We start from the raw sequence: 18,633 nt of genomic DNA, 5'->3' as shown, positions 1-18,633 counted from the left end.
TCCATGCAAAATCAAATCAGCGCACCAAAGCAGAGGCTCAGCCTCAGCGACCCTAAAGTGCGTGCGTGGCTATTTCAGATAATTACGGTTGTCGCCGTAGTCGCGATGGGTTGGTATCTGTTCGATAACACCCAGACCAACCTGCAACACCGGGGTATCACCTCAGGTTTCGGTTTCCTTGAAAACAGTGCCGGTTTCGGCATCGCGCAGCACCTGATTCCGTTCACGGAGTCGGACACCTACGCGCGGGTTTTCCTGATCGGTTTGCTCAACACGCTGCTGGTGACGTTCATCGGCGTGATCCTTGCGACTCTGCTGGGCTTCATCGTCGGCGTCGCGCGTCTGTCCAACAACTGGATCATCAACAAGCTGGCGACGGTTTACGTTGAAGTCTTCCGTAACATTCCGCCGCTGCTGCAGATACTGTTCTGGTACTTCGCGGTGTTCCTGACCCTGCCGGGTCCAAGGGCTGCCCACGGGTTTCTCGGGTCGTTCTTCGTCAGCAGCCGTGGCTTGAACATGCCTGCCGCGATTGCCACCGATGCGGCGTGGCCGTTTGTCATCAGCGTGGTGCTGGCCATTGTTGCCATCGTGTCCATGACGCGCTGGGCGAACAAGCGCTTCGAAGCCACGGGTGTACCGTTCCACAAGTTCTGGGCAGGCCTTGCGCTGTTCATTGTGATCCCGGCGCTCTGCGCGCTGGTCTTCGGTGCGCCGGTGCATTGGGAAGTGCCTGAGCTGAAAGGCTTTAACTTTGTTGGCGGCTGGGTGTTGATCCCGGAACTGCTCGCACTGACCCTCGCCCTGACGGTGTATACGGCAGCCTTCATCGCCGAAATCGTGCGCTCGGGCATCAAGTCGGTGAGCCATGGCCAGACCGAAGCGGCACGCTCGCTGGGCCTGCGTCCCGGGCCGACGTTGCGCAAGGTCATCATTCCGCAGGCGCTGCGGGTGATCATTCCGCCATTGACCAGCCAATACCTGAACCTGGCGAAGAACTCGTCGCTGGCTGCCGGTATCGGTTACCCGGAAATGGTTTCTCTGTTCGCCGGTACCGTGCTCAACCAGACCGGCCAGGCCATCGAAGTCATTGCCATCACCATGAGCGTGTACCTGGCGATCAGTATCAGCATTTCCCTGCTGATGAACTGGTACAACAAGCGCATTGCGCTGATCGAGCGGTGAGGAAACGCGCATGACATCCCATACTTTCAAACCCGACATGCCACCGCCGAGCAAAGTGTTCGGCCCGGTGGCATGGATGCGCCAGAACCTGTTCTCGAGCTGGATCAACACGCTGTTGACCCTGTTCGCGATCTACCTGATCTGGCTGGTTGTTCCACCGCTGCTGAGTTGGGCCATCTTCGATGCCAACTGGGTCGGCACCACGCGCCAGGACTGCACCAAGGCTGGCGCCTGCTGGGTGTTCATCGAACAGCGCTTCGGCCAGTTCATGTACGGCTACTACCCACAGGCACTGCGCTGGAGGGTTGATCTGACCGTCTGGCTGGCGATCATCGGCGTCGCGCCGCTGTTCATCAAGGTGATGCCGCGCAAGGCGATCTACGGCCTGTCGTTCCTGTTCATTTACCCAATCGTTGCCTACTTCCTGCTGCATGGGGGCGTGTTCGGCCTGGATCAGGTCGCCACCAGTCAGTGGGGCGGCTTGATGCTGACTTTGGTCATCGCCACGGTGGGTATTGCTGGCGCGTTGCCGCTAGGCGTGGTGCTGGCTTTGGGGCGTCGCTCCGAAATGCCGGCCATTCGCGTGATGTGCGTGACGTTCATCGAGTTCTGGCGAGGCGTCCCACTGATCACCGTGCTGTTTATGTCGTCGGTGATGCTGCCGTTGTTCCTGCCTGAAGGCATGAACTTCGACAAACTCCTGCGCGCGCTGATCGGTGTGATTCTGTTCCAGTCGGCGTACGTGGCCGAGGTGGTTCGCGGCGGCATGCAGGCCATTCCGAAGGGTCAGTACGAGGCGGCTGCGGCCATGGGCCTCGGCTACTGGCGCCGCATGGGGCTGGTGATTCTGCCGCAGGCCCTGAAGATGGTCATTCCCGGCCTGGTCAACACCGTGATTGCGTTGTTCAAGGACACCAGCCTTGTGATCATCATCGGCCTGTTCGACCTGCTCAACAGCGTCAAACAAGCTGCCGCCGACCCCAAGTGGCTCGGCATGGCGACCGAGGGTTACGTGTTCGCGGCCCTGGTGTTCTGGATCTTCTGTTTCGGCATGTCCCGCTACTCCATGCATTTGGAGCGTAAGTTGGACACAGGCCACAAGCGTTAGGAGTTTTGTGATGAGTGAAGCTATCAGTAAGCCTCTGGGCGCCGAAGGCATGATCCGGATGGAAGGCGTACACAAGTGGTACGGCCAGTTCCACGTGTTGAAAGACATCAACCTGAACGTGCGTCAGGGCGAGCGTATCGTTCTGTGCGGCCCCTCGGGCTCCGGCAAGTCGACCACCATTCGCTGCCTCAACCGTCTGGAAGAACACCAGCAGGGTCGCATCGTGGTCGATGGCACCGAGCTGACGTCGGACCTGAAGCAGATCGAGACGATTCGTCGCGAAGTCGGCATGGTGTTCCAGCACTTCAACCTGTTCCCGCACTTGACCATCCTGCAGAACTGCACGCTGGCGCCGATGTGGGTGCGCAAGATGCCCAAGCGCAAGGCCGAAGAAATCGCCATGCACTATCTGGAGCGCGTGCGCATTCCGGAACAGGCTCACAAGTACCCGGGCCAGCTGTCCGGTGGTCAGCAACAGCGGGTGGCGATCGCCCGCGCGCTGTGCATGAAGCCGAAGATCATGCTGTTCGACGAGCCGACCTCGGCCCTCGACCCGGAAATGGTGAAAGAGGTGCTCGACACCATGGTTGGCTTGGCGGAAGAAGGCATGACCATGCTCTGCGTGACCCACGAAATGGGCTTCGCCCGCACCGTAGCCAACCGCGTGATCTTCATGGACAAAGGTGAAATCGTCGAACAAGCCGCGCCGAACGACTTCTTTGACAACCCGCAGAGTGATCGCACGCGCCTGTTCCTCAGCCAGATCCTGCATTGATCGGTTGAAGTGGCAGCGTGAGAAACCCGGGCTCAGGTCCGGGTTTTTTATGCCTGCTGATCGCCCTGCGGGAGCGCACTTACGCACACATACCTGTAGGAGCGCGCTTGCCCGCGAAAAATCTGTCAGGCGATGACGAGAGGTCGGATGTACCTAAATCTTCGCGGGCAAGCGCGCTCCTACAGCATTGCGTACGTGCGCTCCAACGTGCTCCGGGCAGAAGCACATCTGCGGGTCTTGAGACTGTACCCAATCCGTCCCAAAACTTGTGTTCCGTGCTGTTCTCGAACAGGATGCCTTCTTTGCGCAATGCGCTGTTACATCCTCCTGCCCCCACGAGAATCCCATGACGACCAAGGCGCCGACGGCGAGCAGTCCCCGTTCCAATGCTTCGAATTACCACGACATCGACGAGCTGCTGATCGATGCAGAAGCCGATGACGCGCAAGTGCAGCAGCAACATCCCGTGCTCAAGCGTCCGTGGTTCCTGTTGTTGGGCCTGGTGTTGGTGGCGCTGAACCTGCGTCCGGCGTTGTCGAGCATGGCGCCGTTGTTGAGCGAAGTGTCACGAAGTCTGGGGCTTTCTGCGGCCACGGCCGGGTTGCTGACCACGCTGCCAGTATTGTGTCTGGGGCTGTTTGCGCCGCTTGCGCCGATCCTTGCGCGGCGGTTCGGCAGCGAGCGGGTGGTGCTGGGCATTCTGCTGACGCTGGCCTGCGGCATCATTCTGCGAAGCTCGTTGGGCGAGTTCGGTCTGTTCGCCGGCAGCGTCATGGCCGGCGCCAGCATCGGCATCATCGGGGTATTGCTGCCCGGCATCGTCAAGCGCGACTTCGCCAAGCAGGCCGGCGCCATGACGGGCGTCTACACCATGGCGCTGTGCCTGGGCGCTGCTGTCGCGGCGGGCTCCACGGTTCCGTTGAGCGAAGCGCTGGGTAACGGCAACGGCAGTGACTGGACACTGGGGCTTGGATTCTGGATCGTGCCGGCGATTCTCGCCGCAATCTTCTGGTGGCCGCAGACGCGCCAGCGCCACGGCCAGCATCAGGTGGCCTACAGGGTGCGTGGCTTGCGCCGCGATCCTCTGGCCTGGCAAGTCACCCTTTATATGGGCCTGCAATCGTCGCTGGCCTACATCGTGTTCGGCTGGCTGCCGTCGATCCTCATCGGGCGCGGACTGACTGCCACTGAAGCCGGGCTGCTGCTGTCCGGTTCGATCATGGTGCAACTGATCAGCTCGCTGACCGCGCCGTGGCTGGCCACGCGTGGCAAGGATCAGCGCATCGCCATTGTGCTGGTGATGCTGCTGACACTGGCCGGTCTGTTCGGCTGTCTGTATGCGCCGCTTGAGCAGTTGTGGGGCTGGGCCGTGGTGCTCGGCGTGGGGCAGGGCGGCACGTTCAGCCTGGCACTGACGCTGATCGTGTTGCGCTCGCGCGACTCTCACGTCGCCGCCAATCTGTCGAGCATGGCCCAGGGCTTCGGCTACACCCTGGCGTCACTCGGCCCATTTGCGGTGGGCGTCGTGCATGACTGGACCGGCAACTGGGACTCGGTGGGCTGGATCTTCGGCATCATCGGCGTCGCCGCGATCATTGCCGGCCTTGGCGCCGGGCGCGCGCTTTACGTGGGTGTCACCAGCGAGAAAGTCTGAGGGACGGTATTTCCCCTGCGAATGCTCATGGCAAAACGCCGTGCGGCCGCTTATCGTGCAGGCACCCTATTTCCATGGACGGCGTTCCTATGAGTGAGACCTTTTCGAGCGAGCATAACAGCGCGTTGATCACACGCTTTTACGAGGCATTCAGCCGTCTGGACGCCGAAACGATGGCCGCCTGTTACAGCGAAGACGTGCTGTTCAGTGATCCAGTGTTTGGCGAGCTGCGCGGGCGGGATGCCGGCGACATGTGGCGCATGCTGACCTCCCGCGCCCGTGACTTTTCGGTGGTTTTCGATCACGTCCGTGCGGATGCCACGACCGGCGCTGCGCACTGGGTCGCGACCTACCTGTTCAGCCAGACCGGTCGCACGGTGGTCAACGACATCCAGGCGCGGTTTGTTTTTCGGGACGGCAAGATCTGCGAGCATCACGACCACTTCGATCTATGGCGCTGGTCGCGTCAGGCGCTCGGTGCACGGGGCGCTTTAATGGGGTGGGCGCCGTTTGTGCAAAACGCCATCCGTGCACAGGGCCAGAAAGGGCTGAAGGCTTTTCAGGCCAATCGCTGACGCTTTGATAGAATCCGCTCCCCCCCTAATGCGCCACGGTCCTGCATGTCTGAAGCCGAAATCGCCACCGCAACCGTGCCCGAAGCCACGCCGGTCAAATCCTGGTTCGTGTATCTGGTGCGCGCGGCCAATGGCGCGTTGTACTGCGGCATCAGCAACGATCCGCAGCGCCGCTTTGCTCAGCATCAGAGCGGCAAAGGCGCGCGTTTTTTCAGTTCGAGCCCGGCGTTGGCGCTGGTGTATGTCGAAGTCTGTCGCGACAAGGGGGATGCCCTGCGTCAGGAACGCCTGATCAAAAAACTGCGCAAAAGCGCCAAGGAATGCCTGGCATCCAGCTACATCCAGCCGAGTGATGCCGCGCCATCAGCCTGAGCGGGTATGCCGTGAGGGCGCAGGAGGCTAAGCTGGGGCTTTCCCCCTGCGGATGGCCCGAAGCATGTCTGAGTTGATTCTTCATCACTATCCAATGTCACTGTTCGCCGAAAAAGCCCGGCTGATGCTGGGCTTCAAAGGCCTGTCGTGGCGCTCGGTCAACATCCCGTCGATCATGCCAAAGCCCGACCTCATGCCCCTCACCGGTGGCTATCGCAAAACCCCCGTTCTGCAAGTGGGCGCGGACATCTACTGCGACACCGCGTTGATCGCCCGGCGCCTGGAGCAGGAAAAGTCTTCGCCAACCTTTTACCCCGAAGGTCAGGAGTTCACTTCGGCAAGCCTGGCGGCGTGGGCGGATTCGGTGCTGTTTCTGCACGCTGTCAGTCTGGTATTTCAACCTGCTTCCATGGCTGCGCGTTTTGCCAAAGTCCCGCCTGAGGCCGTGAAGGCATTCGTTGCCGACCGCGCCACGTTGTTCAATGGCGGCAGCGCCAATCGCTTGCCACTGGAAGTGGCTCAGCATCAATGGCCGACGCTGATGGCGCGGCTGGAAACTCAGCTTGAGCGCAACGGTGATTTCCTCTTGGGCTCGCCCTCGATTGCTGATTTCTCGGTGGCTCACACCTTGTGGTTCCTCAAACAAACGCCTGTCACCTCCCCGCTGGTTGATGCCTATCAGGCGGTGCTGAGCTGGTACGAGCGGGTTATTGCTTTTGGCCATGGAGCACCAAGCGAATTGAGTTCGGGCGACGCCGTTGAAATCGCGCGTGCTGCTACCCCGGCGCCGGTGCCTGACGAAGATTTCACCGACCCGAATGGTTTTACCGTCGGCCAGCAGGTCACGGTGTCTGCGGTGGATTACGGCGTTGACGCGGTGGCGGGGGAGCTGGTGTTCAGCGGGCGCGAAGAGATCATCCTGGGCCGCGAAGACGACCGCGCGGGCACCGTGCATGTGCACTTCCCGCGCTTCGGTTTTCAAATCAAGGCGGTTTGAGTATCTGATGTGAAGATAAGCCCGGTGCAACGCCGGGCTTTATCGCGGCGCCGAATAAGCGCTTTGTTTTAATTGCGCATCAATCTGATGTATTAATGCACAGTCGTCGCTACTGTCAGTTGTGACAGTTGTTAAAAAAGCCACGCGGCTTACTCTCTTGTTTCATCTTGAATAAAAGTTGTCCGGTCAAGGAAAACGTCGGTGCCCCCGGGTGCCGCCGTTATCTTCAAATGCTCTGTGACATCGGACGGTTTATTTCCAGGGACAGGAGAGTACGTCATGGCCAACGCAAAAACGTTCGGGGTACCGCTACTGGTTATTGCACTGCAATGCGCTGATGTTTATGGGGCCAGTTGTGCTGATACGGCCAACGCGCTGAGACGTCAATATAACGATACAAGGGAAAACTGCGGCAAAGCCTCGTCACCTGCGTTTCTGTGCAACGGCGTTATATTCAGGGCTACCATTCCGTCGGATGACTACAACTCTTGGGATCCGAGCCCGGCCTCGGTCAAAAGCGGCGGTACGTCGTTCTCCTACCTGCGCAAGGACGCCAAGTTTTCCCGGCTCGTCCGCTATGAAAACAATGGCTACGTGCTCTTTCCCATCCAGGGTCTGCCGACGGACAAGACCCCCTACAACGTGCTGTGTACGTTCCCGATGGACGGCGGCACTGACTCGCGGATCGATAAAGGCTGCGGCACCTCGCCGGTGGCGACCGCGCCAGGCAAAGGCGCTGAATGCTTTTCGCAAAAGATCGAGACCGGTCGCCAATGGGCAGAACAGTACAAGACGCAGACCAAGGGCGATAACCGCAACGAGTGCGGTTTTGATGTGCGCGATCCGCTGGACCGGCACGCAACCGACAACTTCAATGCAAGTTTGAGCGCCATGCGCGAGATGGGAAAGACGTCTTTCAATAAGCAGAATGAACTCAGGCTGGACACCTGGAGTGCTGAAACGCCTGATAAGAACTTGCCGATTCAGGCCTTTTTCTATTTGCCCGAACCTGGGGGCGGCAAAGACGATGCCCGGTTTGATCAGCAACGCTATTACTCACAAACCGGTGTCTGGGTGCCGATTATCGCAATGACACTTCCGGATTCCCCCTCTAAAGACGCAACTTTTTCCTGTGACGCCGATGATCAGGCCGTCTCTGAATCGGGCAAGACCATCAATCGCTATATCCAGTCCGCCACGTGGGAGTTACGCCCTGACCCGGGCACGGGAGACGAAGAGTGGTCACTGTCGGTCGTGCTGACCGAATGGGGCAAGAAGCAAACGGGCTCTTCAGGCTCTGACGCGGTGTATGCCGAATTGGTCCGCAAGTACAAAAACGATTTTCAGTGGAAACAAAATGACGGCGGTGGCATGCGCCGTCAGTTGGTGTGCCACTTCAACATCGCGCGCAATAAAAGTGAATTCAATCTGGAGCCGTTCCGCCCCGATCTCTCTGAAGAGAAGGCCGAGGCGGCGGGTTGCAATCCGGTTTGACCCCGGCCAGCCAAGCGTTCGGTGTTACTTCAGCGCAGCGAGAATCTGCTCTTCGCTGAAGCCTCTGATCAGCGTGCCGTTCACGTCGATCAGAGGAATACCGCGACCGCCGAGCGCCTCATACGCTTTGCGCCCTGCAGCGTCCTTTTCGATATCGAATTCGGTGTAAGGGATGCCTTTGCTGTCGAGAAACCGCCGTGTCTGTTTGCAGTAGCCGCACCAGTCGGTGGCGTACAACGTCACCTTCGCGTTGGCCTGCGCGTGTTCCGATAAAGCTGAGGAGGGGTGAACCAGGTTTTCGATCTTGCCCCAGTTCTGGTACACGACCACCACCAGCATGATGAGCAAGAACTTCTTCAGCGTACGAACGAACATTCGGGTCTCGGCTCCTCGGCAGGGCTCAGCGGCGTTTAAGCTGATCGGTCAACTGAGTGGGCAGACCTTTGATGATCAGCGTGCCTTTCTCTTCGTCGTACTCGATTTTGTCGCCCAGCAGGTGCGCTTCAAAGCTGATCGACAGACCTTCGGCGCGGCCGGTGAAACGGCGGAACTGACTCAGCGTGCGCTTATCCGCAGGAATCTCGGGCGACAAGCCGTAATCCTTGTTGCGGATGTGATCGTAGAAGGCGCGCGGGCGGTCCTCGTCGATCAGGCCGGACAGCGCTTCCAGGGCGATGGGCTCGCCCATTTTACTCTGGCTGCTGGCGTAGTCGACCAGCGCCTTGGTCTTCTCGCGGGTCGATTCTTCCGGCAGGTCTTCGCTCTCGACGAAATCACTGAAGGCCTTGAGCAGGGTGCGGGTCTCGCCCGGTCCGTCGACGCCTTCCTGGCAGCCGATGAAGTCGCGGAAGTACTCGGAAACCTTCTTGCCGTTCTTGCCCTTGATGAACGAGATGTACTGCTTGGACGCCTTGTTGTTCTGCCACTCGGAAATGTTGATGCGAGCCGCAAGGTGCAGCTGGCCCAGGTCCAGATGCCGGGACGGCGTAACGTCCAGCGCTTCGTTCACCGCCACGCCTTCACTGTGGTGCAGCAGGGCGATCGCCAGGTATTCGGTCATGCCCTGCTGGTAGTGCGCAAACAGTACGTGACCGCCGACCGACAGGTTCGACTCTTCCATCAGCTTCTGCAGATGCTCGACCGCGATGCGGCTGAACTGGGTGAAATCCTTGCCCTGATCGAGATATTCCTTCAGCCAGCCACTGAACGGGTGCGCGCCGGACTCGGCATGGAACAGACCCCAGGCCTTGCCCTGTTTGGCGTTATAACTTTCGTTGAGGTCCGCCAGCATGTTCTCGATGGCCTGCGACTCGGCGAGTTCCGAGTCCCGGGCGTGGAGCACGGCGGGCGTGCCGTCGGGTTTTTTGTCGATCAGGTGGACGATGGCGTGGCGGATCGGCATGGATTTCTCGGCTGCTGAAGTGGAACTGAACGGGACCAGACCAGGCCCGTGCGAAGGTCGGCAAGTGTACCGCAGACGGGCCCCGGAACGCTCTGGAAGGGCCGAAAACGCTGACCTGGGCCCATTAATATGACTTTTTTACGCCTCTCGGGCGATAAAGCTGACCAAATGGGTAGGTAGGGGCGGATATTTGCGTTGCGCTGTGCTAGTTTTGCCCGGTCCTGAGCGCCCAAGCGCGCCAGGCGTGCAGTTTGTGGGCGTTCGGCCGAACCAAAGGCCGTTTACAGTATCTACATTTCGCGTCTGTACCACACTCTGCAAACCATTCGAATTTGATAGGGAAGGAACACCACCATGGCTCTGACTAAAGACCAATTGATCGCCGATATCGCAGAAGCAATCGACGCGCCGAAAACCACCGCGCGCAACGCTCTCGACCAATTGGGTCAAATCGTCGCTGACCAACTGGAAAACGGTAGTGAAATCACTCTGCCAGGCATCGGCAAACTGAAGGTCACCGAGCGTCCAGCACGCACCGGCCGCAACCCTTCGACTGGCGCAGCCATCGAAATCGCCGCCAAGAAAGTAGTCAAGTTCGTACCAGCCAAGGTGCTGACTGACTCGGTCAACAAGTAAGCGAAAACGCTGCTTGGATGAGGAAACCGTGTGACGGAGCAATCCGGACACGGTTTTTTTGTGCCCGCTATTTCTTGAAGGGGTTGCACCCGGCCGCTTTCGCCGCTGCCTCTGACACCACCGGGCGGAAGGGTTCCAGGTTCCAGTCAGCGCGTTGTGGATAGTTGCGCACGATGCAGGCGATTTGCTGCTTCATGCTGCCTAAGTCTCTTTCTTCATTGCGCCACTGCAGGTCCGAACCACGCAAGTCGTACAGCTCCTGATAAACGTCTTGCTGCTGACTCGCCTGCACTTTTTTGCCAAGCTCAGTCAGCACGACATTCAGCGTCCACTCCGTTTTACCCGTGCCTGGGTCCAGGCGCTGCTCCCAGTTGCTCCATGCGATGTATTTCGCGGTCACGTTGTGGTTGAGGTTCAGCGACACCCTTTGATCGGCGGCGCTGTAAGTGAAGCGTTGCCCTGGCGGCCGGGTGAAATCGATATTCAGAATGGGCACCGCGTAGCCCTGATCATAGAGTTTGCGTTGAAAGCTGCGCGCGTTGGCCAAGCCGTCCTGCTGTACCGCCGCTTTACCGTTGTCGCCTCGGACGGGGTAGTTGAACGTATTCTTGCCCTGGTAAATAAACGCATCGATGTCATCCATGATGTCGCTGCCGCCGGCGGCATTCTTGAGCATGAATTCGTTGAAGAAGTCCTTGCGCGAATAAGGGTCGGCGTTGGTGGTGGTCACTCTGGCTTCATGGGCCTGGATCATCGCGTCCCACTGCGCAGGCACTTCGGCGTTCCACGAGCACTGTGTCGTCTGAATCGGTTGTCGGGCGCCGCCCTGGTATTTCTGTTTCCACTGATCGGCCGTGTTGACGTTCTGATCGGCGCAGGTGCCGTAGGCCCATTCAGCGTTCTTGTTCGCCGTAGTGGGTTGGGAAGGGGGAACGAACGTGCTGTCGTTGAAGGGGCCGCAGCCGTACCACTTGCGATCCGGTCCGGTGTAACCATCGAAGGTGTAGATACAGGCCCAGCCCTCCTGCTTGACCGGGAGCTGCAGCGCGAGCCCGTCCGTTGGCGTCCTGAGGATGAAGCCAGCGGGGTGAACAAGCACTGTTGTGCTCAGGTCCCGGCGTATCCAGGTGTAGGACGTTGCCCCGGTTTGCAGGGCGTAGGGACTGTAATCCCAAGGATTGAAGTTGCCGTCATTGACCATCCGCAACGTGATGCCGCTGCAGTAGTAATGGCCCCGGGCGGCGCCGGTGTCCGGCTCTGTGCAGTGGTTGTCGATCCGGTTGTAACTGGCGTTGATGCGCCTGACAGTCTCGACCGGATCAAGGTTTTTTTTCAATTCAACTGCCCACGACGGGCAGTTCCAGACCATCAACACGCAGATAACGCAGGCTAAAGCGCGCATGGCTGACCTCCTTGTGCTGGGGCACGCGACGAGGATTCAGCTTATGAACGAGGATGTTTGCCGTCTACTGGTAGAAATGACACTACCATTTGGGACTCAGGGCTTGCGCGCGGTCCAGCGCTGTTCCCGCCAAGCGTGCTGACGAGGTCTGTCCTGAAAGGTCCAGGCGACGAAGCGGCTCTGTTTCTGACCCTGGCCCATCTCCACCGTATGGCTTTCAATGGCCCCGGCTTTTTTCAGCGCGCTTTGAATCAGCGGCAGGTTCGACGCCTTGGACACCAGCGTGCTGAACCACAACACCTGCGTCGCCACTTGCGCACTTTCACTGATCAACTGCGTCACAAAGCGCGCCTCGCCACCTTCGCACCACAGCTCCGCAGCTTGACCGCCGAAATTCAGCACCGGCAACTTGCGTTTGGGGTCTGCCTTGCCGAGGGCTCGCCATTTGCGCTGGCTCCCGCTTAATGCTTCCTCAGCCGAGGCGTGGAAGGGCGGGTTGCATACGCTGATGTCGAAGCGCTCATCGGGATGCATCAAGTGGGTCAGGATGTGCTTTTGATGGGTCTGCTCCCGAAAGCTGATGCTCTTGCTCAAGCCGTTGGCTTTGACGATGGTCGTCGCCGACGCAAGGGCAATCTTGTCGATGTCCGAGCCCAGGAACGACCAGCCGTATTCGCCCTGACCGATCAGCGGATAGATGCAGTTGGCGCCCGTGCCAATGTCCAGCGCTGTGACAGACGCTCCGCGCGGGATAACCCCGTCGTTGCGTTCCGCCAGCAGGTCAGCCAGAAAGTGCAGGTAGTCCGCGCGCCCCGGGATCGGCGGGCAGAGGTAGTCCGCCGGAATATCCCAGTGTGCAATGCCGTAGAAAGCTTTAAGCAATGCGCGGTTGAACACCCGCACAGCGGCCGGATTGGCGAAGTCGATGCTTTCCTTGCCATAGGGATTCAGGATCACAAACTTGCCCAGTTCGGGGCTGCTTTTGATCAAGCGGGGAAAATCGTAATGACCCTGATGGCGGTTGCGCGGGTGCAGGGTGGCTTTCTCACGCGGCGCGGCAGGCTTGGCCTGTTGAACAGGTTTGGCTTTCTTGCGCGCAGGTTTGGTGTGCAGTGGGTTTGTCATGGGTATCAATTCAGGTGACAGACACCGCACCCCTGTAGGAGCGCGCTTGCCCGCGATGACATCGGATTGAACGCCGCAGTCCCTACGATGGACTGATGGCGTCTGGGCTGGCCTCATCGCGGGCAAGCGCGCTCCTACAAGGATTTCGTTGCGACTGCCAGCCCGGTTGCAGGCTGGCAGGGCATTTCATCTGGAAGATGATACTTACAAACTCGCGATCCGCGCGTGCTGCTCGGCCAGTTTGCCCAGCGCCTGTTCGGCTTCGGCCATCTTCGCGCGTTCCTTGGCGATCACATCAGGCGGCGCCTTGTCGACGAACGCGGCATTGGACAGCTTGCCGCCGACCCGCTGCACTTCGCCCTGCAAACGCTGGATTTCCTTGTCCAGACGCGCCAGTTCGGCGTCCTTGTCGATCAGGCCGGCCATCGGCACCAGCACTTCCATCTCACCGACCAGAGCGGTCGCGGACAGTGGTGCTTCGGCGCCGGCTTCCAGCACGGTGAACGATTCAAGCTTGGCCAGCTTTTTCAGCAGGTGCTCGTTCTCGTTCAGGCGGCGCTGGTCTTCGGCGCTGACGTTCTTGAGGAACAACTGCAGCGGCTTGCCCGGGCCGATGTTCATTTCGCCACGGATGTTGCGCACGCCGAGCATCAGACTCTTGAGCCACTCGATGTCGCCTTCGGCTGCGACGTCGATGCGCGCATCATTCGCGACTGGCCACGGTTGCAGCATGATGGTCTTGCCTTCAACGCCGGCCAGCGGCGCGAGGCGCTGCCAGATTTCTTCGGTGATGAATGGCATGAACGGATGCGCCAGACGCAATGCGACTTCCAGCACACGAACCAGCGTACGACGGGTGCCACGCTGACGCTCGATCGGCGCCGTCTCGTCCCACAGAACCGGCTTGGACAGCTCCAGGTACCAGTCGCAATACTGGTTCCAGATGAACTCGTACAGCGCCTGCGCCGCGAGGTCGAAACGGAACTGATCCAGCTGACGGGTCACTTCGGCTTCAGTACGTTGCAGCTGCGAAATGATCCAGCGATCCGGCAGCGAAAGCTCGAACGCTTCGCCGTTCTGACCGCAGTCTTCGCCCTTGTCGAGCACGTAACGCGCAGCGTTCCAGATCTTGTTGCAGAAGTTGCGATAGCCTTCGACGCGACCCATGTCGAACTTGATGTCACGACCGGTAGACGCCAGCGAGCAGAAGGTGAAGCGCAGGGCATCGGTGCCGTAGCTGGCGATGCCGTCCGCGAACTCGTCGCGGGTCTGCTTTTCGATCTTCTTGGCCAGCTTGGGCTGCATCATGCCGGAGGTGCGTTTCTGCACCAGGGCTTCAAGCTCGATGCCGTCGATGATGTCCAGGGGATCAAGGACGTTGCCCTTGGACTTGGACATTTTCTGGCCCTGACCATCGCGTACAAGTCCGTGGACATACACGATCTTGAACGGCACTTGCGCGGTGCCGTCTTCGTTCTTCACCAGATGCATGGTGAGCATGATCATCCGGGCAACCCAGAAGAAAATGATGTCGAAGCCGGTAACCAGCACGTCGGTCGGGTGGAAAGTTTTCAGGAAATCGGTCTGCTCAGGCCAGCCAAGGGTGGAGAACGTCCACAGGCCGGAACTGAACCACGTGTCGAGCACGTCGTTGTCCTGCTGCAGGGCAACGTCAGGACCCAGGTTGTGCTTGGCGCGGACTTCGGCTTCATCGCGGCCGACGTAAACCTTGCCCGACTCGTCGTACCAGGCCGGAATGCGGTGGCCCCACCAGAGCTGACGGCTGATGCACCAGTCCTGAATGTCGCGCATCCACGAGAAGTACATGTTCTCGTATTGCTTGGGCACGAAGGCGATGCGTCCGTCTTCAACGGCGGCAATGGCGGGTTCGGCCAGCGGCTTGGTCGACACGTACCACTGATCCGTCAGCCACGGCTCGATGATGGTCCCGGAGCGGTCGCCCTTCGGCACTTTCAAGGCGTGGTCGTCAACGCTGACCAACAGGCCGGCGGCGTCGAACGCGGCCACGATCTGCTTGCGCGCCTCGAAGCGGTCCAGGCCGGCGTACTCGGCAGGGAGAGTGCCATCGACAGTATCGTTCAGCGTGCCGTCGAGGTTGAACACTTGCGCAGCGGGCAGCACGGCAGCGTTCTTGTCGAAGATGTTCAGGAGTGGCAGGTTGTGGCGCTTGCCGACGTCGTAGTCGTTGAAGTCGTGGGCCGGGGTAATCTTCACGCAGCCGGTGCCGAATTCAGGGTCGCAGTAGTCGTCCGCAATGATCGGGATGCGACGGCCTACCAGCGGCAGCTCGACGAACTTGCCGATCAGCGCCTTGTAGCGCTCGTCGTTCGGGTTCACGGCAACAGCCGCGTCGCCGAGCATGGTTTCCGGGCGGGTCGTGGCGACGATCAGATGGTCCAGACCTTCAGCGGTCTTTGCGCCATCGGCCAATGGGTAGCGCAGGTTCCACAGATGCCCCTTCTCGTCGTGGTTTTCCACTTCGAGGTCGGAGATCGCGGTGTGCAGCTTGGTGTCCCAGTTGACCAGACGTTTGCCACGGTAGATCAGGCCGTCTTCGTGCAGACGTACGAACGCTTCTTTAACGGCTTCGGACAAACCGTCGTCCATCGTGAAGCGCTCGCGGCTCCAGTCGACCGACGAGCCCAGGCGACGGATCTGACGGCTGATGTTGCCGCCGGACTGATCCTTCCATTCCCAGATTTTTTCGAGAAATTTGTCGCGACCCAGATCGTGACGGCTCAGGCCCTGGGCTTCGAGCTGACGTTCCACCAGCATCTGCGTGGCGATACCGGCGTGGTCGGTGCCCGGCTGCCATAGGGTGTTGCGACCCTGCATGCGGCGGAAGCGGATCAAGGCGTCCATGATCGCGTTATTGAAACCGTGGCCCATGTGCAGGCTGCCGGTGACGTTCGGCGGCGGAATCATGATGGTGTACGAGTCGCCCGCGCCTTGCGGAGCGAAATAGTTTTCGGACTCCCAGGTCTGGTACCAGGAAGTTTCGATGGCGTGCGGCTGGTAGGTCTTGTCCATGCGAGGCGGGAACCTGATCTGCTTTGAGTCGGAAAAGCCGACGAGTATAGCTTTTCAAGGCGGCGTCAAGCTACAAGCGGGAGGTCGGCGGCTATGAGCGGTGATGCCCGGAATCGTCGCGGGCATCTGTAGGACTGCGCTTGTCCGCGATGCCGGGTCGGGAAAGAGGACGGGTTCAGCTGTTGTATTGACTCAGCAGCCGTTCCATCCGCGCATCCAGGCGGCGTTTGATCTCGTTCTCGATGTGCGGGGCGAAGTCGTCGATCACGTCTTGCATGATCAATTGCGCAGCGGCACGGAGCTCGGCGTCCAGGTGCAGCAGCGCATCAGCGTTCGGGGCCTTGGCGCTCGAAGCGTTACCAGCTGGCGCCGGAGGTTTAATAGCCGCCGGGGGCTCGGGCGTTAGCAGGGGAATGTCGTTGAGGTGGGCTTCGTGTTCATCGAGCGTCACGACCTGGCCGGTGACCACGTCAAACAGCAGCGGAATCTGCTCGTCGCTGTGCACGGACTCGGTCAGCAGGGGAGGCTGGGCCGGATCATCGCCCAACAGTTGGCGAATGGACTCGAGGTCATCCAGCAGGTGCGCTGAATCTTTCAGGTGTTTTGAATTATCCATCGTGTGCTCAAAGACGCTGCAGCCGGTGATCTTGCAGAGGATAGCCCTGTTCGCGGTAGAAGCGAAAACTCTCGCGCGCCGCTAGGCGGATGGCTGGGTCCTCGACAACGATCTCGGCGACACGCGCGAATCGTTTGAAGAATTCCGGGATGCGCAGGTCGAGATTGACCAGCAGATCCTGATGTTGGCCGGGGTCGCTGCCGATACCCAGCGCCACGGGAGCGTCCTGATCGTCTTCGACCGAGCCATGGGGAACGAAAGCTTCGCCCCGGAAGCGCCACAGTCGGGCGTCCAGTTCCTCGCGTTGCTCGGCATCGCTGCAATGCAGGTACACCCGATGGCCGAGGCGCCAGGCTTTGTCGGTGAGTTTGCAGGCGAAGTCCAGGCGCGCGACGGGGTCGGCACTCGGCAGAATGTAGAAATCGACTTGGGTCATGGGTGATTCCAGAACGCTGAACGCGCCGACCGGGAGGCCGGCGCGTATGCAGCGGCTTAAACGCCAGCGCGGTCGATCAGGTATTGGGTCAGCAGCGGAACCGGACGGCCCGTTGCGCCTTTGTCCTTGCCGCCGCTCAGCCATGCCGTACCGGCGATGTCCAGGTGCGCCCACTCGTAGGCTTTGGCAAAGCGCGAGAGGAAGCACGCTGCGGTGATGGTGCCGGCCTTCGGTCCGCCGATGTTGGCGATGTCGGCAAACGGGCTGTCCAGCTGCTCCTGGTACTCATCGAACAACGGCAGCTGCCAGGCACGGTCGTCGGCGCGCTTGCCGGCTTCCAGTACCTGCGTGATGAGCGCGTCGCTGTTTCCCAGCAGGCCGGATGTGTGACCGCCCAGTGCGACGACACAAGCGCCGGTCAGCGTGGCGATGTCGATCACGGCCTGTGGCTTGAAGCGTTCGGCGTAGGTCAGCGCGTCGCACAGCACCAGACGGCCTTCGGCGTCGGTGTTGAGGATCTCGACGGTCTGGCCGCTCATGGTCTTGACGATGTCGCCCGGACGCGTCGCGTTGCCGCTCGGCATGTTTTCAGCCGCCGCGACGATGCACACCAGGTTGATCGGCAGTTGCAGTTCGAGCACGGCGTTCAACGTGCCGAAAACGCTCGCGGCGCCGCACATGTCGAATTTCATTTCGTCCATGCCCAGGCCCGGCTTGAGGCTGATGCCGCCGGTGTCGAAGGTGATGCCTTTGCCGACCAGCACGAAAGGCTTTTCGCTTTTCTTGCCGTTGGAATACTGCATGACGATCAGGCGTGGTGGCTGAGCGCTGCCTTGACCGACCGCCAGGAACGACCCCATGCCCAGCTTTTCGATGTCTTTCTCATCGAAGACTTCGACCTTGAGGCCCTTGTTGGCTTTGCCCATTGCCTTGGCCTGCTCGCCCAGGTAGGTCGGGTGGCAGATGTTCGGCGGCATGTTGCCCAGGTCACGGGTCACGGCCATGCCGGCGGCGATGGCTTGTGCATGTTTGGCCGCGCGCTCGACGTCGGCGACGTTGGCCTTGGCGGTCAGCAGGATGACTTTTTTCAGGGCGCGAGGATCGACTTTCTGGCTCTTGAACCGATCGAAGACGTATTCGCCGTCGGCCAGGGTCTCGACCAACAGGCGGTTCTTGCCATAAACGTCGCGATTCTTGACGTTCAGTTGATCGAGGGCAAAGGCTGCATCGACGCCACCCAGGCTTTTCAGGGTGCTGAGCGCGCCGCTGATGATTTTGCGGAACTGACGATCGTTCAATTCCGGCTCTTTGCCTGAACCGACCAGCAATACGCGTTCGGCTTTCAGGTTGGGCAGGCTGTGCAGCAACAGGCTCTGGCCGATCTTGCCCGACAGGTCGCCGCGCTTGAGTACAGCGCTGATGGCGCCGCCGCTCAGGGTGTCGAGGGTGTTTGCGGTATCGCTCAGCGTGCGGCCTTCACCGACGGCAACCACCAGTGTGGCGGTCTTCAAGGTTTCTGCACTGACGCTTTTAACAACCAATTCCATGTCGGGGTCCCCGAATAAACTGTGAGTTATCGCACTTGAGCACACGGCTCGGCAGCGGCGCAGAGGTATTTACACCGGCATGCCTGCGGCAAGGCCCGCAGTTTGACCCTGCGAGCCAATGGATGACAACCCCGTCCGGGTGCGCGCGTGTGCCGGTTGCAGAAGTATCCCGCGCGCGCAGTGACAGACACACCCAATCACAGGATAATGCCGCATATTTTTTTGGTGGTTCGCCGTCCCGCGCATCATGGCTGATCC

The 18,633-nt window shown here is 60.1% G+C and carries 17 protein-coding genes; 9 read left to right on the top strand and 8 right to left on the bottom strand.

Annotated features, from left to right (window positions below; all coding sequences use genetic code 11):
* Positions 1-3: 3 nt before the first annotated feature.
* From L4G42_RS11330 to L4G42_RS11295, 8 genes are all read left to right on the top strand, one after another.
* Entirely contained in the window at positions 4-1,185 is a 1,182-nt protein-coding gene (locus tag L4G42_RS11330; protein ID WP_237250682.1) for an amino acid ABC transporter permease, read from the top strand.
* 10 nt (positions 1,186-1,195) lie between these two features.
* Positions 1,196-2,293, top strand: coding sequence for an amino acid ABC transporter permease (locus L4G42_RS11325; protein WP_237250683.1), 1,098 nt, complete (start codon positions 1,196-1,198; stop codon positions 2,291-2,293).
* Between the two features lie 10 nt (positions 2,294-2,303).
* Positions 2,304-3,068, top strand: coding sequence for an amino acid ABC transporter ATP-binding protein (locus L4G42_RS11320; RefSeq protein WP_037014923.1), 765 nt, complete (start codon positions 2,304-2,306; stop codon positions 3,066-3,068).
* 346 nt (positions 3,069-3,414) lie between these two features.
* Positions 3,415-4,722: a CynX/NimT family MFS transporter gene (locus L4G42_RS11315; RefSeq protein ID WP_237250684.1), complete on the top strand. Its 1,308-nt coding sequence runs from the start codon at positions 3,415-3,417 to the stop codon at positions 4,720-4,722.
* 89 nt (positions 4,723-4,811) lie between these two features.
* Positions 4,812-5,297, top strand: coding sequence for a nuclear transport factor 2 family protein (locus tag L4G42_RS11310; RefSeq protein ID WP_237250685.1), 486 nt, complete (start codon positions 4,812-4,814; stop codon positions 5,295-5,297).
* A gap of 45 nt (positions 5,298-5,342) precedes the next feature.
* Positions 5,343-5,669 (top strand): GIY-YIG nuclease family protein, encoded by a 327-nt coding sequence (locus tag L4G42_RS11305; RefSeq protein ID WP_237250686.1) that lies wholly within the window; start codon positions 5,343-5,345, stop codon positions 5,667-5,669.
* Positions 5,670-5,733: 64 nt separating this feature from the next.
* Positions 5,734-6,666 carry a glutathione S-transferase family protein gene (locus L4G42_RS11300; protein WP_237250687.1) on the top strand — a complete coding sequence of 311 codons (933 nt, stop codon included), beginning with the start codon at positions 5,734-5,736 and terminating at the stop codon, positions 6,664-6,666.
* Positions 6,667-6,945: 279 nt separating this feature from the next.
* Positions 6,946-8,160 carry a DUF2599 domain-containing protein gene (locus L4G42_RS11295; protein ID WP_237259588.1) on the top strand — a complete coding sequence of 405 codons (1,215 nt, stop codon included), beginning with the start codon at positions 6,946-6,948 and terminating at the stop codon, positions 8,158-8,160.
* 24 nt (positions 8,161-8,184) lie between these two features.
* Here the strand turns inward: L4G42_RS11295 and L4G42_RS11290 are convergent, their stop codons facing one another.
* Together L4G42_RS11290 and yejK are read right to left on the bottom strand one after the other, a co-directional pair.
* Complete coding sequence (locus L4G42_RS11290; protein WP_237250690.1) at positions 8,185-8,535, bottom strand: glutaredoxin family protein; 351 nt, start codon at positions 8,533-8,535, stop codon at positions 8,185-8,187.
* 25 nt (positions 8,536-8,560) lie between these two features.
* Positions 8,561-9,562 (bottom strand): nucleoid-associated protein YejK, encoded by a 1,002-nt coding sequence (gene yejK, locus L4G42_RS11285; RefSeq protein ID WP_237250691.1) that lies wholly within the window; start codon positions 9,560-9,562, stop codon positions 8,561-8,563.
* A 354-nt stretch (positions 9,563-9,916) separates the two neighbouring features.
* On the opposite strand from yejK, the gene L4G42_RS11280 reads away from it, so the two are divergent.
* Positions 9,917-10,198, top strand: a complete 282-nt coding sequence (locus tag L4G42_RS11280) for an HU family DNA-binding protein (protein ID WP_037014905.1) — start codon at positions 9,917-9,919, stop codon at positions 10,196-10,198.
* Between the two features lie 67 nt (positions 10,199-10,265).
* Here L4G42_RS11280 and L4G42_RS11275 read toward each other — a convergent pair whose 3' ends face one another.
* The 6 genes from L4G42_RS11275 to L4G42_RS11250 form a co-directional block, all read right to left on the bottom strand.
* Positions 10,266-11,600: a DUF2599 domain-containing protein gene (locus tag L4G42_RS11275; protein ID WP_237260814.1), complete on the bottom strand. Its 1,335-nt coding sequence runs from the start codon at positions 11,598-11,600 to the stop codon at positions 10,266-10,268.
* Positions 11,601-11,696: 96 nt separating this feature from the next.
* Entirely contained in the window at positions 11,697-12,725 is a 1,029-nt protein-coding gene (rlmF, locus tag L4G42_RS11270; RefSeq protein ID WP_237250693.1) for a 23S rRNA (adenine(1618)-N(6))-methyltransferase RlmF, read from the bottom strand.
* Positions 12,726-12,929: 204 nt separating this feature from the next.
* A complete protein-coding gene (locus L4G42_RS11265) occupies positions 12,930-15,776 on the bottom strand; it encodes a valine--tRNA ligase (protein WP_237250694.1) in 2,847 nt (948 codons plus the stop codon).
* Positions 15,777-15,951: 175 nt separating this feature from the next.
* A complete protein-coding gene (locus L4G42_RS11260; RefSeq protein ID WP_237250695.1) occupies positions 15,952-16,392 on the bottom strand; it encodes a DNA polymerase III subunit chi in 441 nt (146 codons plus the stop codon).
* Positions 16,393-16,399: 7 nt separating this feature from the next.
* Positions 16,400-16,828: a DNA polymerase III subunit chi gene (locus tag L4G42_RS11255; RefSeq protein WP_237250696.1), complete on the bottom strand. Its 429-nt coding sequence runs from the start codon at positions 16,826-16,828 to the stop codon at positions 16,400-16,402.
* Between the two features lie 56 nt (positions 16,829-16,884).
* Positions 16,885-18,375, bottom strand: a complete 1,491-nt coding sequence (locus L4G42_RS11250) for a leucyl aminopeptidase (RefSeq protein WP_237250697.1) — start codon at positions 18,373-18,375, stop codon at positions 16,885-16,887.
* Positions 18,376-18,633: the final 258 nt, after the last annotated feature.

The organism is Pseudomonas petrae, assembly GCF_021728295.1.
Taxonomy (GTDB): Bacteria; Pseudomonadota; Gammaproteobacteria; order Pseudomonadales; family Pseudomonadaceae; genus Aquipseudomonas; species Aquipseudomonas petrae.
This window is presented reverse-complemented; position numbering and strand designations above follow the sequence as displayed.

Bases quoted from the DNA above. Each gene is read 5' to 3' on its own strand.
- L4G42_RS11330 (WP_237250682.1), top strand. From the start codon at position 4: ATGCAAAATCAAATCAGCGCACCAAAGCAGAGGCTCAGCCTCAGCGAC.
- L4G42_RS11325 (WP_237250683.1), top strand. From the start codon at position 1,196: ATGACATCCCATACTTTCAAACCCGACATGCCACCGCCGAGCAAAGTG.
- L4G42_RS11320 (WP_037014923.1), top strand. From the start codon at position 2,304: ATGAGTGAAGCTATCAGTAAGCCTCTGGGCGCCGAAGGCATGATCCGG.
- L4G42_RS11315 (WP_237250684.1), top strand. From the start codon at position 3,415: ATGACGACCAAGGCGCCGACGGCGAGCAGTCCCCGTTCCAATGCTTCG.
- L4G42_RS11310 (WP_237250685.1), top strand. From the start codon at position 4,812: ATGAGTGAGACCTTTTCGAGCGAGCATAACAGCGCGTTGATCACACGC.
- L4G42_RS11305 (WP_237250686.1), top strand. From the start codon at position 5,343: ATGTCTGAAGCCGAAATCGCCACCGCAACCGTGCCCGAAGCCACGCCG.
- L4G42_RS11300 (WP_237250687.1), top strand. From the start codon at position 5,734: ATGTCTGAGTTGATTCTTCATCACTATCCAATGTCACTGTTCGCCGAA.
- L4G42_RS11295 (WP_237259588.1), top strand. From the start codon at position 6,946: ATGGCCAACGCAAAAACGTTCGGGGTACCGCTACTGGTTATTGCACTG.
- L4G42_RS11290 (WP_237250690.1), bottom strand. From the start codon at position 8,535: ATGTTCGTTCGTACGCTGAAGAAGTTCTTGCTCATCATGCTGGTGGTG.
- yejK (WP_237250691.1), bottom strand. From the start codon at position 9,562: ATGCCGATCCGCCACGCCATCGTCCACCTGATCGACAAAAAACCCGAC.
- L4G42_RS11280 (WP_037014905.1), top strand. From the start codon at position 9,917: ATGGCTCTGACTAAAGACCAATTGATCGCCGATATCGCAGAAGCAATC.
- L4G42_RS11275 (WP_237260814.1), bottom strand. From the start codon at position 11,600: ATGCGCGCTTTAGCCTGCGTTATCTGCGTGTTGATGGTCTGGAACTGC.
- rlmF (WP_237250693.1), bottom strand. From the start codon at position 12,725: ATGACAAACCCACTGCACACCAAACCTGCGCGCAAGAAAGCCAAACCT.
- L4G42_RS11265 (WP_237250694.1), bottom strand. From the start codon at position 15,776: ATGGACAAGACCTACCAGCCGCACGCCATCGAAACTTCCTGGTACCAG.
- L4G42_RS11260 (WP_237250695.1), bottom strand. From the start codon at position 16,392: ATGGATAATTCAAAACACCTGAAAGATTCAGCGCACCTGCTGGATGAC.
- L4G42_RS11255 (WP_237250696.1), bottom strand. From the start codon at position 16,828: ATGACCCAAGTCGATTTCTACATTCTGCCGAGTGCCGACCCCGTCGCG.
- L4G42_RS11250 (WP_237250697.1), bottom strand. From the start codon at position 18,375: ATGGAATTGGTTGTTAAAAGCGTCAGTGCAGAAACCTTGAAGACCGCC.